The sequence below is a fragment of the Pseudomonas sp. FG29 genome (assembly GCF_057809355.1).
The window spans coordinates 25,856-40,361 of sequence record NZ_JBMDJU010000008.1 but is presented as its reverse complement, the minus strand read 5'-3'; the positions used below and the strand labels follow the sequence as shown (position 1 = coordinate 40,361).

General features: G+C 64.8%; 10 protein-coding genes. 2 read left to right on the top strand and 8 right to left on the bottom strand.

Annotated elements, in window-relative coordinates; translation table 11 throughout:
- The first annotated feature begins 112 nt into the window (after window positions 1-112).
- Window positions 113-970 (top strand): LysR substrate-binding domain-containing protein, encoded by an 858-nt coding sequence (locus ACODS1_RS10835; protein WP_489085654.1) that lies wholly within the window; start codon window positions 113-115, stop codon window positions 968-970.
- A 10-nt stretch (window positions 971-980) separates the two neighbouring features.
- Here the strand turns inward: ACODS1_RS10835 and ggpS are convergent, their stop codons facing one another.
- From ggpS to ACODS1_RS10805, 6 genes are all read right to left on the bottom strand, one after another.
- Window positions 981-3,239 carry a glucosylglycerol-phosphate synthase gene (gene ggpS / locus ACODS1_RS10830; RefSeq protein ID WP_489085653.1) on the bottom strand — a complete coding sequence of 753 codons (2,259 nt, stop codon included), beginning with the start codon at window positions 3,237-3,239 and terminating at the stop codon, window positions 981-983.
- A 116-nt stretch (window positions 3,240-3,355) separates the two neighbouring features.
- Entirely contained in the window at window positions 3,356-4,606 is a 1,251-nt protein-coding gene (locus ACODS1_RS10825; protein WP_489085652.1) for an MFS transporter, read from the bottom strand.
- A 261-nt stretch (window positions 4,607-4,867) separates the two neighbouring features.
- Window positions 4,868-5,992 carry a glycine cleavage system aminomethyltransferase GcvT gene (gene gcvT, locus ACODS1_RS10820; RefSeq protein ID WP_489085651.1) on the bottom strand — a complete coding sequence of 375 codons (1,125 nt, stop codon included), beginning with the start codon at window positions 5,990-5,992 and terminating at the stop codon, window positions 4,868-4,870.
- Window positions 5,993-6,160: 168 nt separating this feature from the next.
- A complete protein-coding gene (gene gcvP / locus ACODS1_RS10815; RefSeq protein WP_489085650.1) occupies window positions 6,161-9,013 on the bottom strand; it encodes an aminomethyl-transferring glycine dehydrogenase in 2,853 nt (950 codons plus the stop codon).
- Window positions 9,014-9,022: 9 nt separating this feature from the next.
- Window positions 9,023-9,406 carry a glycine cleavage system protein GcvH gene (gene gcvH, locus ACODS1_RS10810; protein WP_230927049.1) on the bottom strand — a complete coding sequence of 128 codons (384 nt, stop codon included), beginning with the start codon at window positions 9,404-9,406 and terminating at the stop codon, window positions 9,023-9,025.
- Between the two features lie 553 nt (window positions 9,407-9,959).
- Window positions 9,960-11,477: a sigma-54-dependent transcriptional regulator gene (locus tag ACODS1_RS10805; RefSeq protein WP_489085649.1), complete on the bottom strand. Its 1,518-nt coding sequence runs from the start codon at window positions 11,475-11,477 to the stop codon at window positions 9,960-9,962.
- A gap of 73 nt (window positions 11,478-11,550) precedes the next feature.
- Here ACODS1_RS10805 and ACODS1_RS10800 point away from each other — a divergent pair, with 73 nt between their 5' ends.
- Window positions 11,551-11,748, top strand: coding sequence for a hypothetical protein (locus tag ACODS1_RS10800; RefSeq protein WP_489085648.1), 198 nt, complete (start codon window positions 11,551-11,553; stop codon window positions 11,746-11,748).
- 375 nt (window positions 11,749-12,123) lie between these two features.
- Here the strand turns inward: ACODS1_RS10800 and ACODS1_RS10795 are convergent, their stop codons facing one another.
- On the bottom strand, window positions 12,124-12,822 hold the full coding sequence (locus ACODS1_RS10795; RefSeq protein ID WP_489085647.1) for an endonuclease: 699 nt from the start codon (window positions 12,820-12,822) through the stop codon (window positions 12,124-12,126).
- Window positions 12,823-12,933: 111 nt separating this feature from the next.
- Entirely contained in the window at window positions 12,934-14,385 is a 1,452-nt protein-coding gene (locus ACODS1_RS10790; protein ID WP_322978546.1) for a high affinity choline transporter 1, read from the bottom strand.
- Between the last annotated feature and the right edge of the window lie 121 nt (window positions 14,386-14,506).

Here is a 14,506-nt window from a genome sequence, read left to right as displayed (position 1 = left end):
GGGCGGTCGCCCGGCGTGGAAAAGATGTGCAGGCACTATAAGCAAGCGGCCGTTGGATTCTGAAATTAAATAGTAGAATGCGTGCCAGTGGCTTTCATGATGGAGTGGCGCCGTGCTCGATCCCGTTCTTCTGCGCAGTTTTCTCGCCGTGGTGCAGACCGGCGGTTTTACCCGTGCCGCTGCCAGCCTGCACCTGACCCAGTCCACCGTCAGCCAGCAGATTCGCCGCCTGGAGGAACAGCTCGGCGCCGAGTTACTCGACCGCAGCGGACGTTACGTGGTCACCACTACCGAAGGCGAGCGCCTGCTCGGTTATGCCCAGCGCATCGTCGCGCTGATGGATGAGGCGCAGCTGGCGCTGGGGCGCAGTGCCGAGGAGGGAGAGATTCGCCTCGGCGTGCCGGATGACTTCGCGGCCAACAGCCTGACGCCCTATCTGGCGGATTTTGCCGACACTCATCGCGGTATCCGCCTGGAGATCACCAGCGGCCTTAGCCATGACGTCTGGCGCGCCTTCAATGCCGGGGAACTGGATCTGGCGCTGATCAAGCAGCGCGCCGGCAGCGTCAAAGGCCTGGCCAGTTGGGCCGAGCCGCTGGCCTGGCTGGACAGCCGTGCACGCCCGGTGCTGGCGCGCGATCCGATCCCGCTGGCGGTGTTCCCGCCCAATGGCTTGTACCGTCTGGAAATGACCCATGCTCTGGATGCCATGGGCAAGACCTGGCGTATCGCCTACGTCAGCAGCAGCCTGCCGGGCGTCAGTGCGGCGGCTGAGGGAGGTCTCGGCCTGACTCTGTTGCCACGCCGGCTGATTACCCCTGAGCACCGCGAGCTGACCGAGGCCGAGGGCTTTCCGGCGGTGGCCCCGGTAGAAGTCGCCCTGCATGCCCGGGCGCAATTGCCAGGGCATGCAAGGGAGCTGGCGGCCGCGCTGATCCAGGCCTGCGAGGGCATCATGCAGCGCGGTTAGCGCAATGGGCTCAACTGGCCAGCGTCAGCGGCTGGCGCTCCTGGGCGGGCGCCACGCCGGCGAGGAAGTCCTCGCCCCAGCGGCGTATGTCGTTGTAGCTGACGATATCGAACAGCTCGCGCAGACGCGCCTGGGCCTCGCTCTTGGGCAGGTTCAGTGCCAGGTAGCAGGTGTGCGCCAGATCCGCCGGGTCGTGCGGGTTGGTCAGCAGCGCGCCCTTGAGCTCGGCGGCGGCGCCGGCGAACTCCGATAGCACCAATACGCCGCGCCCACCAAGCAGACCCTGGGCGGCGACGAACTCCTTGGCCACCAGGTTCAGCCCGTCACGTAGCGGGGTGATCCACATCACGTCGGCCATGGCGTACCAGGCGCTGACTTCCTCGAACGGCAGGCTGCGGAAGAAGAACTGCAGCGGCGTCCAGCCAATGCGGGCGAAGCGGCCGTTGATGCGGCCGACCGCCTGTTCGATCTGCGTCTGCAGCTCGTCGTACACCGTCATCTCGCGCGCTGCCGGCACGCAGACGGTGACCAGGGTGACCTTGCCGATCAGCTCCGGATTGTCGGCCAGCAGGCGTTCGTAGGCGTTGAGCTTTTCCAGGATGCCCTTGGTGTAGTCGAGGCGCTCCACGGCGAGAATCAGCTTCACGCCTTTCATCTCTTCGCGCAGTTGACCCATCAGCTCCTGAATCTTCGGGGCTTCCAGGGCGTTGCGCACGCGGTCGATGTCCAGCCCCACCGGGTGCGCACCCAGCTTGACCTGCCGGGTGCCGGTATCCAGCGCGGTGGTCATGCGCTCCAGACCGACGGCGCAGCCGTAGGTGATGAAGCGCGGTGCGCAGTTCTGTCGATCCAGGGTCTTGAGTGGGAACACACCACGGGCAACGTCGACGAAGTTCTCCACCTGACGCGGAATATGGAAACCGATGTAATCGCATTGCAGCAGGCTGCCGACGATCTGGCGGCGCCACGGCAGCACGTTGAACACGTCGGCCGAGGGGAAGTAGGTGTGGTGGAAGAAGGCGATGCGCAAGTCCGGGCGCAGCTCGCGCAGGTAGGCCGGCACCATCCATAGGTTGTAGTCGTGCAGCCAGACGATGGCGCCTTCGGCGGCTTCCAGCGCGGTGCGTTCGGCGAAGGCGCGGTTGACCTTGCAGAACACCTGCCAGTCGTCCTCGTTGAAGGTGGCGCGCTCCCAGAAGGTGTGCAGGGTCGGCCAGAAGGCTTCCTTGGAGAAGCGCTTGTAGAAGACGTCGACCTCTTCCTTGCTCAGTTTGACCCGTGCGGCGGTGAGCTTGGGATAGCGCTCTGCATCCACCGTGGTGTGGCTGTCGAAGGGCTCGTCGTCATCCTCGTGCACGGCCCAGGCGACCCAGGAGCCGGGGCGACCATCGCCGAAGAAACTCAGCAGGGTGGGGATGATGCCGTTGGGCGAGGTCGGCCGGCGACGCTGCAGCTTGCCGGCAGCGTTGCGGTATTCCTCATAGGGCAGGCGGTGATAGACCATCACCAGCTCGGCCTTGCCCGGCTGCGCGGCCTGGCGGCGCTCGGCGGCGATGCCGTGTTCGCCGAGAAAGCCGAAATGAGCGAAGGCTTCGAGAATGCCGCCGCAGCCCGGACGATTGGCATGCAGGGTGCGCGAGTGGCTGCGCGTGGCCTCCAGTAGCGCGGTTTCCGATTGGCCAACGCACACGCCGTGGAAGCTGGAACTGAGCATCGACAGGTCATTGAGCGTATCGCCGGCGGCCAGTACCTGGTCGTGGCTCAGTTCCAACCAGTCGGCCAGGGCCTGCAGGCTGCTGCCCTTGTTCACACCCTTGGGCAGGAAATCCAGGTACAGCCCGGCGGAGTAGAGCAGGTCGCAGCCCAGTTCGTCGGCGATCGTGCGCAGTGCCGGGTTGGCCGCTTGTTCCGGAGTGCAGAAGTAGGAGCAGCGACGCGCCTGTGGCACGTCCTGGCGTTCCAGGCCGAACGCCTCGATGGCGCTGGCCACCTGTGTTTCGCCTGGCCAGCGGGCATCCACCGTGCTTTGCAGCGGCTGGATCGGTTGCAGGCTGTCGCCATGCACCAGGGTCGCGCCAACGTCGGCGATGATGTAGTCCGGCTGCGGCAGCGTTGGGTCGGCCAGCAGCGGCAGCACCGCTTCCAGGCTGCGCCCGGTGACGTAGGCGAGCTTGATCTCCGGGTGCGCGGCGATGGTCTGATAGAGGCTCAGGCGATCTTCGGGATCGCCGGCGAGAAAGGTTCCATCCAGGTCGGTGGCTAATAGCATCGTTGTGTCTCCAGAAGTGGCCTGCGGCTCGGCTCAAGGGCGAGCGGCCTACTGGCCGGGTTTCTGGCTGCTTGGGGTAGGCTCGAGGCCTTGCCGAAACAGCCGGTTGCGTGACTTCAGGACTGAGTTGTCTCCTCCGTCGAGTCATGGGGCGGTGCATCGGGCATCAGCTCCAGCACCGTCGGGCTGGTGCGCAGCATGGGGACGAAGTGCGCGGCGTCGCCGCTGACCAGGTCGCTGACATGGCGCAGCCGGTAAAGGGTGTAGGCGGCCAGCAGGCCCAGGGTGGCGGCGAAGTACAGCGGTAGCGCGTGTGCGCCCAGTTGCTCCATCAACACGCCGGCCAGCAGGGGCCCGCACACCGAGCCGATGCCGTTGATCATCAGCAGGCTGGCGGAGCCGGAAAGAATCTCGTCGCTGTGCAACTGGTCGATCAGCTGGGCCACGGCGATGGGGTAGATGGCGAAGGCCAGGCCACCCCAGATGAAGATGGCGCCGAGCAGCCAAGGGCCCGCCGGCAGCAGGCTCATGATCAGTGCCAGGGCCACGGCCAGTACCACGACCCAGAACAGCACCTGGCGCCGGTCGTGGCGGTCGGAATAGATGCCGATGGGCCATTGCAGCAGCGCGCCGCCCAGAATGGTGGCAGTCATCAGCAGGCCGACACCGGCGGTGTCGAAGCCGGACAGGCTGGCATACACCGGGGCCATCCCCCAGAAGCCGCCCATGGCCAGCCCGGAAAGCCCCGCCGCGACGATGGCCAGGGGGGCGATGCTCCACAGCTGGCGCAGGTTGCTCGGCGGCGTTTCCGGCAGGCTCGGCTGGGACTGGCGCGTGAGGGTAATGGGCATCAGCGCGGCGCTGATGAGGATGGCGGCGATGGCGAACAGGGTGAATTGTACCGGGTCGGCCAGGTGCAGCAGTTGCTGAGCCAGGGCCAGGGCCCCGAGGTTGACTGCCATGTAGACGGCGAACACCTGACCACGCTTTTCGTTGGGCGCCTGAGCGTTGAGCCAGCTTTCGATGACCATGTACAGCGTCACCAGTGCCAGGCCATAGAGCACGCGCAGGCCCAGCCAGATCCACGGATCGATCAGCAGCAGATGGAGCAGGGCGGCGATGGCGGCCAGGGCGGCACAACAGGCGAACGCGCGGATATGCCCGATGCGTCTGACCAGCGGAGTCGCCAGCCAGGTGCCGAGGAGAAACCCGACGAAGTACCCGGACATGATCAGGCCGAGCATCGTGGTGGAGTAGCCTTCGGCGACGCCACGCAGGGTCAGGAGGGTGTTGAGTAGACCATTGCCGAGCAGGAGCAGAGCCACGCCGCTCAGCAGTGAGCTGATGGGGGCAATGAGAGACAACATGCAAACTACCCTAGGGAACTATGCCGGTGATGGCAAGCACGAAACAGGCCAGTGCGCAGCGGTTGCTTTGTTTAAGTTGTTGTTATTTAAGTAAAAATTTTAATGACGAACGGTCGTGTGAATTTTTTGCGTAGAGCCGTTGCCCCATGAGCGTGCGCAAATAGCCCAGGACGCACGCCTGGCCGTCAAAGACAGACGTAGCCCGGATGCAATCCGGGAGCTTTTCACAGCCTCCCCGGATTGCATCCGGGCTACGGGGGCTCAACCGCGGTAGTAGCGCTGCGGCACGAACGGCGTCTTGGCCACTTTCATCGGCACGCGCTTGCCGCGCACCACGGCCCAGACATCGCTGTCGATGGCGCTGTGGCTGGCATTGACGTAACCCATGGCCACCGGCGCGCCGAGGCTCGGGCCGAAGCCGCCGCTGCACACCTGGCCAATTACGCTGCCGTTGGCGTCGACGATTTCCGCGCCTTCACGTACCGGCACGCGCTCTTGCGGCAGCAGGCCGACGCGCTTGCGCGCCACGCCTTTTTGCTGCTGCTCGAACACACGCTCGGCACCGGGGAAGTTGCCGGCACGTTCGCCACCCTCGCGACGCACCTTGGAAATGGCCCACAGCAGGCTGGCCTCGATTGGCGAGGTGGCGCTGCTCATGTCGTGGCCGTACAGGCACAGGCCGGCTTCCAGGCGCAGCGAGTCACGCGCACCCAGGCCGATGGCCTCGACTTCCGCCTCGGCCAGCAGGCTGCGTGCCAGGGCTTCGGCCTGGTCGACGGCAACGGAAATCTCGAAACCGTCTTCGCCGGTGTAGCCGCTGCGGCTGACGATGCACTCGCTGCCCAGCAGGCGCACACGGGCAACCTGCATGAAGGTCATCTTGCTCACCTCAGGCGCCAGGCGGGCCAGCACGTCGACCGCTTTTGGCCCTTGCAGGGCGAGTAGAGCGCGTTCCTCGAACAGGCCCTCGATCTGGCACTGTTCGCCGATGTGCTTGTTCAGGTGCGCCAGGTCCTGATGTTTGCAGGCGGCGTTGACCACCAGGTACAGGGTGTCGTCACCCAGGTTGGCGACCATCAGGTCGTCGAGAATGCCGCCCTGGGCGTCGGTGAACATGGCGTAGCGCTGCGTGCCCACCGGCAGGTCGATGATGTCCACCGGCACCAGGGTTTCCAGGGCGCGCGCGGCGTTTTCGCCACGCAGGAGGATTTGACCCATGTGCGATACGTCGAATAGACCGGCCGCGTCGCGGGTGTGCAGGTGTTCCTTCATCACGCCCAGCGGGTATTGCACAGGCATGTCATAGCCAGCGAAAGGCACCATGCGCGCGCCGAGTTCGAGGTGCAAGGCGTGCAATGGCGTCTTGGCGAGGGTTTCGGTAGTCATCGGAAAAATCCTTGAAAAGGCCCGGCGCACCTGGCGCGGGGCGTTTCGCGAGTCGTAGCCCGGATGCAATCCGGGGGGCTTTGCGGGCCTCCCCGGATTGCATCCGGGCTACGGGCTGGACGCTGAACAGTCCCCTCTCCCGCAAGCGGGAGAGGGGAGACAAGCCCCTTACGCGTCCTGATACGCCTCGATGGACGGGCAGGCGCAGACCAGGTTGCGGTCGCCGTAGACGTTGTCCACGCGGCCAACCGGCGGCCAGTACTTGGCCTCGATCAGGCTCGCCAGCGGGTACACGGCCTGCTCGCGGCTGTAGGCGTGGTGCCACTCGCCAACCAGTTCCAGGGCGGTGTGCGGGGCGTTCTTCAGCGGGTTGTCGTCCTTGTCCAGACGACCCTGCTCGACTGCGCGGATTTCCTCGCGGATGGCGATCATGGCGTCGCAGAAGCGATCCAGCTCTTCCTTGGACTCGCTCTCGGTCGGCTCGATCATCAGGGTGCCGGCCACCGGGAAGGACATGGTCGGGGCGTGGAAGCCGAAGTCGATCAGGCGCTTGGCCACGTCGTCGACGCTGATGCCGCTGCTGTCCTTGAGCGGACGGATGTCGAGGATGCATTCGTGCGCCACCAGGCCGCCTTCGCCGGAGTACAGCACCGGGTAGTGCTCTTCCAGACGACGGGCGATGTAGTTGGCGTTGAGAATGGCCATCTGCGACGCACGCTTGAGGCCGTTGCCGCCCATCATGGTGATGTACATCCAGGTGATCGGCAGGATGCTGGCGCTGCCGAACGGCGCGGCGCTGACGGCACCTTCCTTGCGTGCCATGTGCGCATGGCCCGGCAGGAACGGCGCCAGGTGCGACTTGACGCCAATCGGGCCGACGCCCGGGCCGCCACCACCGTGCGGGATGCAGAAGGTCTTGTGCAGGTTCAGGTGCGAGACGTCGCCACCGAACTGACCCGGTGCGCAGAGGCCGACCATGGCGTTCATGTTGGCGCCGTCGATGTACACCTGGCCGCCATTGTCGTGGATGATCTGACAGATCTCGCGGATACCTTCCTCGAACACACCGTGGGTGGACGGGTAGGTGATCATGATCGCAGCCAGGCGATCCTTGTGCTCTTCGGCCTTGGCCTTCAGATCAGCGATGTCGACGTTGCCGCGTGCATCACAGGCGGTGACCACCACGCGCATACCAGCCATGGAGGCGGTTGCCGGGTTGGTGCCGTGGGCCGATTGCGGGATCAGGCAGATGTCGCGCTGATCGTCGCCACGGCTCAGGTGATAGGCACGGATGGCCAGCAGACCGGCGTACTCGCCCTGGGAGCCGGCGTTGGGCTGCAGCGACACGGCGTCGTAGCCGGTGGCGGCGCAGAGCATGGCCTCCAGTTCGCTGGTCAGCTGGGTGTAACCGGCAGCCTGCTCGACCGGAGCGAAGGGGTGCAGGTTGCCGAATTCCGGCCAGGTCACCGGGATCATCTCGCTGGCGGCGTTGAGCTTCATGGTGCAGGAGCCCAGCGGGATCATGCTGCGATCCAGGGCCAGATCCTTGTCAGCCAGCTTGCGCAGGTAGCGCATCAGCTCGGTTTCGCTGTGGTAGCGGTTGAACACGGCGTGTTGCAGGATGGCCGACTGGCGCAGCAGGCCTTGCGGCAGGCGGCTGGCGATCTGTGCGGCCAGGTCGCTGACGACAGGCGCGGCCTGGTCAGCGGCGAACAGTGCCAGCAAGGCCTCGACGGCTGCCTGGTCGGTGGTTTCGTCTAGCGACAGACCCAGACGCTCGGCGTCGATCTCGCGCAGGTTGATGCCGGCCGCACGGGCCTTGGCATGCAGTTCGGCGGTCTTGGCGCCGGTCTTGATGCTCAGGGTGTCGAAGAAGTGCTGCTGCTCGACGCTGTGGCCCAGCTTGGTCAGGCCCAGGGCGAGAATGGCGGTGAAGCTGTGCACGCGCTGAGCGATCTCGGTCAGGCCTTTCGGGCCGTGGTACACGGCGTACATGCTGGCGATGTTGGCCAGCAGCACCTGGGCGGTACAGATGTTACTGGTGGCCTTCTCGCGGCGGATGTGCTGCTCGCGGGTCTGCATGGCCAGGCGCAGGGCCGGCTTGCCGAAGCGGTCGACCGACATGCCAACCAGGCGGCCCGGCATGTCGCGCTTGAACGCGTCGCGGGTGGCGAAGTAGGCAGCGTGCGGGCCACCGAAGCCCAGCGGCACACCGAAGCGCTGGGCGCTGCCCAGGGCGACGTCGGCGCCGAACTCGCCCGGCGGGGTGAGCAGGGTCAGAGCCAGCAGGTCGGCAGCCACGGCAACCAGGGCGTTGGCGGCGTGGAAGCGCTCGACCAGGGCGCTGTAGTCGAAGATGTCACCATTGCTCGCCGGGTACTGCAGCAGCGCGCCGAAGTAGGCGCTGGCGTCGGTGATGGCGGCTTCGTCGCCCACTTCCACTTCGATGCCCAGCGGTTCGGCACGGGTGCGCAGCACGTCGAGGGTCTGCGGGTGGCAATGCTGGGAGGCGAAGAAGGTGTTGCTGGCCTTGTTCTTCGACAGGCGCTTGCAGAAGGTCATCGCTTCGGCAGCGGCGGTGGCTTCGTCAAGCAGCGAAGCGTTGGCGATCTGCATGCCGGTGAGGTCGCTGATCAGCGTCTGGAAGTTCAGCAGCGCTTCCAGGCGGCCCTGGGAAATCTCCGGTTGGTAAGGGGTGTAGGCAGTGTACCAGGCCGGGTTTTCCAGCAGGTTGCGCAGGATCGGGCTCGGCGTATGAGTGCCGTAGTAACCCTGGCCGATGTAGTTCTTGAACTGCTGATTCTTCGCGGCGATGGCCTTGATCTTGGCCAGGGCGTCGGCTTCCGACAGGCCCGGTTGCTCGCCGAGGATGCTGGTGCCCTTGATGCTCTCGGGGATCACCGCACCGGTCAGCGCGTCGACCGAGTCATAGCCGAGCAGTTCGAGCATGGCGGCTGTGTCGGCATCGCGCGGGCCGATATGGCGGGCGATGAATTCGTTCTGGGTATCGAGCTTGGTCATGGCGATCACTCAGGCGTCGGCGTTGGCGTTCAGCAGGCGGTCATAACCGGCCTTGTCCAGCAGGTCCGCCAGCACGGCGTTGTCGGCCAGGCGCATGCGGAAGAACCAGGCCTTGTCCAGCGGCGACTCGTTGACCAGCTCCGGGCTGCCTTCCAGGTCGCCGTTGATTTCGACGATCTCGCCGTCCAGCGGCATGACGATGTTGCTGGCGGCCTTCACCGACTCCAGCACGGCCACTTCCTCGCCTTGGGCGTAGGCCTTCACTTCCGGCAGTTGCACGTACACCACGTCGCCGAGCGCGTCCTGGGCGTAATGGGTGATGCCGACGGTTACCAGACCATCGTTGTCCAGACGCAGCCATTCGTGATCGGCGGTGAAACGCAACTCGCTCATGTGAACTCCTCAAAGGGCAAAGGTGGCCTGCTTCTGCGGCAGGCAACGGGTAACCCGCAGCAGGGCGGGTCGAACTCCTGGCCCTAGAGCAAGCTTGGTGCCATTGCTATAAAATTCAATAAAATCAATTACTTAAGTGTTTTATGGGTGATTGATCAAAGTATGCTGGAACGATATCGTTCCAAAACGCTGCGTCGTTTTTAGCAAGGTTGAGGTCGCACCAGCGGGAATGGGGCTTTACCCGTGTCGTTACGAAATCGTTACGGTGGAATGATTTGGCTACAGACAGTCTACAAGCCACGTCCTGCTTGGTTTGTAGGCCGTATGTATCCGGGAAGATCGTGCAGGCAACCCCCGGATTTGTCAGGTGGCTTGTGGGAGGCGCTTCAGCGGCGATTTGTCGAGGCTGTCGCGGCTAAAGCCCCTCCCACTGCGTATGGATGGCGCTTTTGATATTCGCTGGGTGATCCTGCAGGTTGTGTCACCGGGCTGTGGTTGTGCTGGTGGGCTGAAGCGGATCGTCGCCCGGGCCGCCCTACGCAGATGATCGTCGTTACAGCTTGCCGATACCGTACTTGCGCAGGCGCTTGGCGATGGCGGTGTGCGAGGTGCCGAGGCGGGTGGCGAGCAGGCGGCTGGAGGGGTGGCTGGCGTAGAGCTTTTCTAGCAGCGCCTTCTCGTATTCGTCCATGGCCTGCTCCAGGCTGCCAACCTCGCCCTGTACCCGTGGCGCCACCTCAGTCACGGCGATGTCCAGGTCGTCCATTTCCACCCAGTTGCTGTCGCAGATGGCAGCAGCGCGGAAGATCACGTTCTGCAACTGGCGCACGTTGCCCGGCCAGCGCCCGGCCAGCAGCGCCGGGAAAGTGGCTGGCGCCAGGCGGCAGGGTAGGCGCTGGATCTGCGCGCAGGCCTGGGCCATGAAGTGCTGGGCCAGCAGCAGGATGTCCTGGCCGCGCTCGCGCAGTGGCGGCACTTCCAGGTTGAGCACGTTGAGGCGATAGAACAGATCCTCGCGGAAGCTGCCTTCGGCCACCATCTTTTCCAGATCGCGGTGGGTGGCGCTGAGGATGCGCACGTCCACCTTCACCTCACGGTCGCCCCCGACGCGGCGGAAGCTGCCATCGCTGAGAAAACGCAGCAGCTTGGCCTGCAGATAGGGCGACATCTCGCCGATCTCGTCGAGAAACACCGTGCCCTGGTTGGCCAGCTCCAGCAGTCCTGGCTTGCCACCACGCTGGGCGCCCGTGAAGGCGCCGGGGGCGTAGCCGAACAGCTCGCTCTCGGCCAGGTTTTCCGGCAGGGCGGCGCAGTTCAGCGCCAGGAAGGGCGCAGTGCGGCGCACGCTGACGGCATGGCAGGCGCGCGCCACCAGTTCCTTGCCGGTGCCGGTTTCGCCATGGATCAAAAGCGGCGCATCCAGCGATGCCACACGCAGAGCGCGCGTTTTGAGGGCGCTGATCGCAGCGGACTCACCGAGCAGCGAGTCGAAGCCCTCGGCATGGTCGTGGTGCAACGCGGCCAGGCGCTGACCCATGCGACTCGGCGCATACAGGGTGAGCAGGCCGCCAGTGAGGCGGCCGTCCTCGGTGATCGGCTGGGCATCGAGCAGCAGCGGCTGACCGGCGAAATGCACCTCGCGCAGCGGCTGGTGGAAACCAGCGGCCAGCAGCGATTGCTGCAGCGGCTCGTCGGCGAACAGCGCGGCGATGCTGAGGCCCTCGGGGGCGCGGCCGTAGAGGTCGTTCAGTGCCGGGTTGGCCAGCAGCACGGTGGCGCGATCATCCACCGCCAGCACCGGGTCGGGCATGGCGGCGAGCAGGGCATCGAGCTGCAGGCGACGGCGCTGGCCAGGGAGAATGTCCACCACCTCCACGCTCTGCACGCCGTGCACCTGCAGCAGCGCGCCGCGCAGTTCTTCGAGCACCTCGGCGCTTAGCGTCGGTGCGTCGATATAGACGTTTGGCGGTACCATCTCCACCGCATCGAGGTTCAGATTGCGCCCGCCGAGCAGCGCCAGGACTTCCTGGGTGATGCCGACGCGGTCGATGAAGCTGACGTGGATGCGCATTGATGACGGTCGATATGGGCGAACAGGCGGCGATTATGCCTGCTCCGCCCGATATGAGGAAAAGGGCAACAGCGTGAGTACAGAAAAACCGAGCCGCGCCGACTACCACCGCGAGCACCAGGCCCGCGCCGAAGCCGAGGCCCAGCGCCTGCTGGCGCGCAAGGCTGAACTGCAGGGGAGTTGGTTACCCTGGGTGGCGCAGGAGCTTTACCAGCTCAGCCCCCCGGAGTTCGCCAATATGGTACGGCGCGAGCTGCAGCGCCTGGCGTAGCCGCTTGGCGATGTGGGAGGGGCATTAGCCGCGATTAATTGGCCGCCACGGCTGTCGCGGCTAAAGCCCCTCCCACTGTTTCATGGGGTTGCATTTCGGATCGTGGAAGCGGCGGCAAGAGCAGTGATCTGTTCGCGAAGCAGTACGCCGTTGGGGGGAGTATTGGGCGTGGGTTGTGGTGCCTGACTCGGCTTGGCCCGGCGGACTGTTCGCTTAGGCTCCTGAGTCCGCCCTACGAGCTGTATATCAACTGTAGGAGCTGCGCCCCGCAGCGAATGCGATCATTCAGGCGATAGAGAACTCAAGCGCTTCGCCCCGGGGCGGGGCTCCTACAAGAGCCTGAGGCGTCTTCGACCTGCTCTGCCGAACTACGCCCTACGCGTGCTTACGTCCGCAGCGGTTCATATCCACCTTGCCCACATAGGGGTTACCCCAGCCCATCACGCAGGCCACCTGCTGGTTGCGCTGGCGCTCCCAGGGTTCGGCCGGGTAGGTCTTGCTCCAGGCTTCGTAGAGTTGGCGATCCTGCCTGGACAGGCGCAGCTTGTAGCGGTCGGCCATGTAGAAGTAGGTACGCGCGATCATCCCGCGTATGGCGGCACGCGGCATCACCTTGCGTGCCTTGAAGTCCACCACCGTCTGGCACTGGCCGTATTGGCTCGGCTTTTGCGGCAGCCAGGCGAAGCTGTAGTTGCTGCGGTCGCCATTCACCTCGCCGATGCTCGGCACCAGGTTGTGCAGGTCGGCCTCGGCCTTGCGGAACTGGGTATCGTTGGCGGCGCAGTTCTTGCGACCGCCTTTTTGCCAGCACTGGCGCTGATGGCCGATAACCCAGGCGGGGACGATGTGTTCCCACTCGATACGCTGGGCGCGATTGGCATTCTTGCGCGGCGTGTAGCCGCATGAGCGCAGGTCGACCCGATTGCCGCTGTACTTGCAGCCGCAATAGAACTCGGTGGATTGCTTGGCATACAGCGGCCAGGCCAGGCGCTTGGCCTCGGCGAAGGTGGCGGGTGCGGCATGCAGGGACAGGGCTGTTAAACAGCAGAACAGAAGCAGTAGAGATCGAATCATGGGGCGGCAGAGTAGCCGTCACCGTCACGCTTGTGAAGCGTGAAAATTTATGTTTTTCAAAGGCTTATATGGTGGCAAAGCGCCCTTCTCGAAGGAGAAGGGCGCCTGTTTTCAGGCGTTGGCCGAGGCAGTGATGGCTTGTACGCTGTCGCCGCGGTGACGGCTGAACTGCGGCAGCAGCGAGCCGATCAGCATGCCCGCCAGGCTGATCAACAGACCGGCCAGTTGCGGTGGCCAGAAGTCGGTCTCCTGATAGGTCAGCTCCAGGGCGATCCAGCTCGACAGGCCGAGGATGATGGCCAGCAGCGCGCCCTGGGTGGTCGCACGTTTCCAGAACAGGCCGGCGAACAGCGGCACCACGGCAGCTACCAGGGTCACCTTGTAAGCATTGCCGACCATCTCGTAGATGCTCGCCGTGGAGTTCAGGGCGAAGATCGACGTGGCGATGGTCATCGCCACCACGCTCAGGCGCATGGCCAGCAGGAACTGGCGGTCGCTCATCACCGGCACGAAGTTCTTCAGGATGTTCTCGGTGAAGGTCACCGACGGCGCCAGCAGCGTGCCCGAGGCGGTGGACATGATCGCCGACAGCAGCGCACCGAAGAACATCACCTGGGCGAACAGCGGCGTCCGCTCCATGATCAGGTGCGGCAGGATCATCTGCGCATCCTCGGCCAGCCACTTCTGCACCATCGCCGGATCGATCAGCGAGGCGGCGTAGGTAAGGAAGATCGGCAGCATGCAGAACGACAGGTAGAACACCGCGCCGGCCATCGAGGCGCGCGCGGCAATGTTCTCGGTCTTGGCCGACATCACGCGGGCGTACACGTCCTGCTGCGGGATGGAACCGAGCATCAGCGTCACCGCCGCGGCGATGAAGGCGACGATATCCCGTGGCTCGAAGGCATGCATGAAGGTGAACTTGCCCTCGGCCGCTGCGTGGCTGATCACCACGTCGGCGCCGCCGGCCATGTCGCCGATCAGCCAGGTCAGGTAGCACAGGCCGGCGACGATGATGATCATCTGCATGAAGTCGGTCAGCGCCACCGACCACATGCCGCCGAACAGGGTGTAGAGCAGCACGATGGCGGTGCCGATCAGCATGCCCTGAGTGGTGGTGATCGAGCCATCGGAGAGCACGTTGAACACCACGCCCAGCGCGGTCAGCTGCGCCGCCACCCAGCCCAGGTAGGAGCCGATGATCACCAGGCTGGTGAAGATCTCCACATGCGGGCCGTAGCGCTTGCGGAAGAAGTCGCCGATGGTCAGCAGGTTCATGCGGTACAGCGGGCGGGCGAAGATCAGACCCACCAGCATCAGGCAACCGAAGGAGCCGAACGGATCCTCGATGATGCCGGCGAAACCTTCCTCGATGAAGGTGGCCGGGATGCCCAGCACCGCTTCCGAGCCGAACCAGGTGGCAAACACCATGGCCGCGACCAGTGGGAAGGACATGCTCCTGCCGCCGGCGGCGAAATCCTTGGAGTTCTTGACGCGAGTGGATGCATAGACGCCGACACCGACGGTGAACAGCAGGTAGATCGCAACAAACCAGATCAGCATTGGATGAATACCAGTGGCTCGCCCGTCGTCCGGCGTGGGCAGTGCCCGCTAGGCCGCCTGGACAGACAGAATTGTTGTTTTCATGGCGCGTCACAACTGGCGAGCGATACCCCGCAGGCGC

Bases quoted from the DNA above. Each gene is read 5' to 3' on its own strand.
- ACODS1_RS10825 (WP_489085652.1), bottom strand. From the start codon at position 4,606: ATGTTGTCTCTCATTGCCCCCATCAGCTCACTGCTGAGCGGCGTGGCT.
- ggpS (WP_489085653.1), bottom strand. From the start codon at position 3,239: ATGCTATTAGCCACCGACCTGGATGGAACCTTTCTCGCCGGCGATCCC.
- ACODS1_RS10795 (WP_489085647.1), bottom strand. From the start codon at position 12,822: ATGATTCGATCTCTACTGCTTCTGTTCTGCTGTTTAACAGCCCTGTCC.
- gcvP (WP_489085650.1), bottom strand. From the start codon at position 9,013: ATGACCAAGCTCGATACCCAGAACGAATTCATCGCCCGCCATATCGGC.
- ACODS1_RS10790 (WP_322978546.1), bottom strand. From the start codon at position 14,385: ATGCTGATCTGGTTTGTTGCGATCTACCTGCTGTTCACCGTCGGTGTC.
- gcvH (WP_230927049.1), bottom strand. From the start codon at position 9,406: ATGAGCGAGTTGCGTTTCACCGCCGATCACGAATGGCTGCGTCTGGAC.
- gcvT (WP_489085651.1), bottom strand. From the start codon at position 5,992: ATGACTACCGAAACCCTCGCCAAGACGCCATTGCACGCCTTGCACCTC.
- ACODS1_RS10805 (WP_489085649.1), bottom strand. From the start codon at position 11,477: ATGCGCATCCACGTCAGCTTCATCGACCGCGTCGGCATCACCCAGGAA.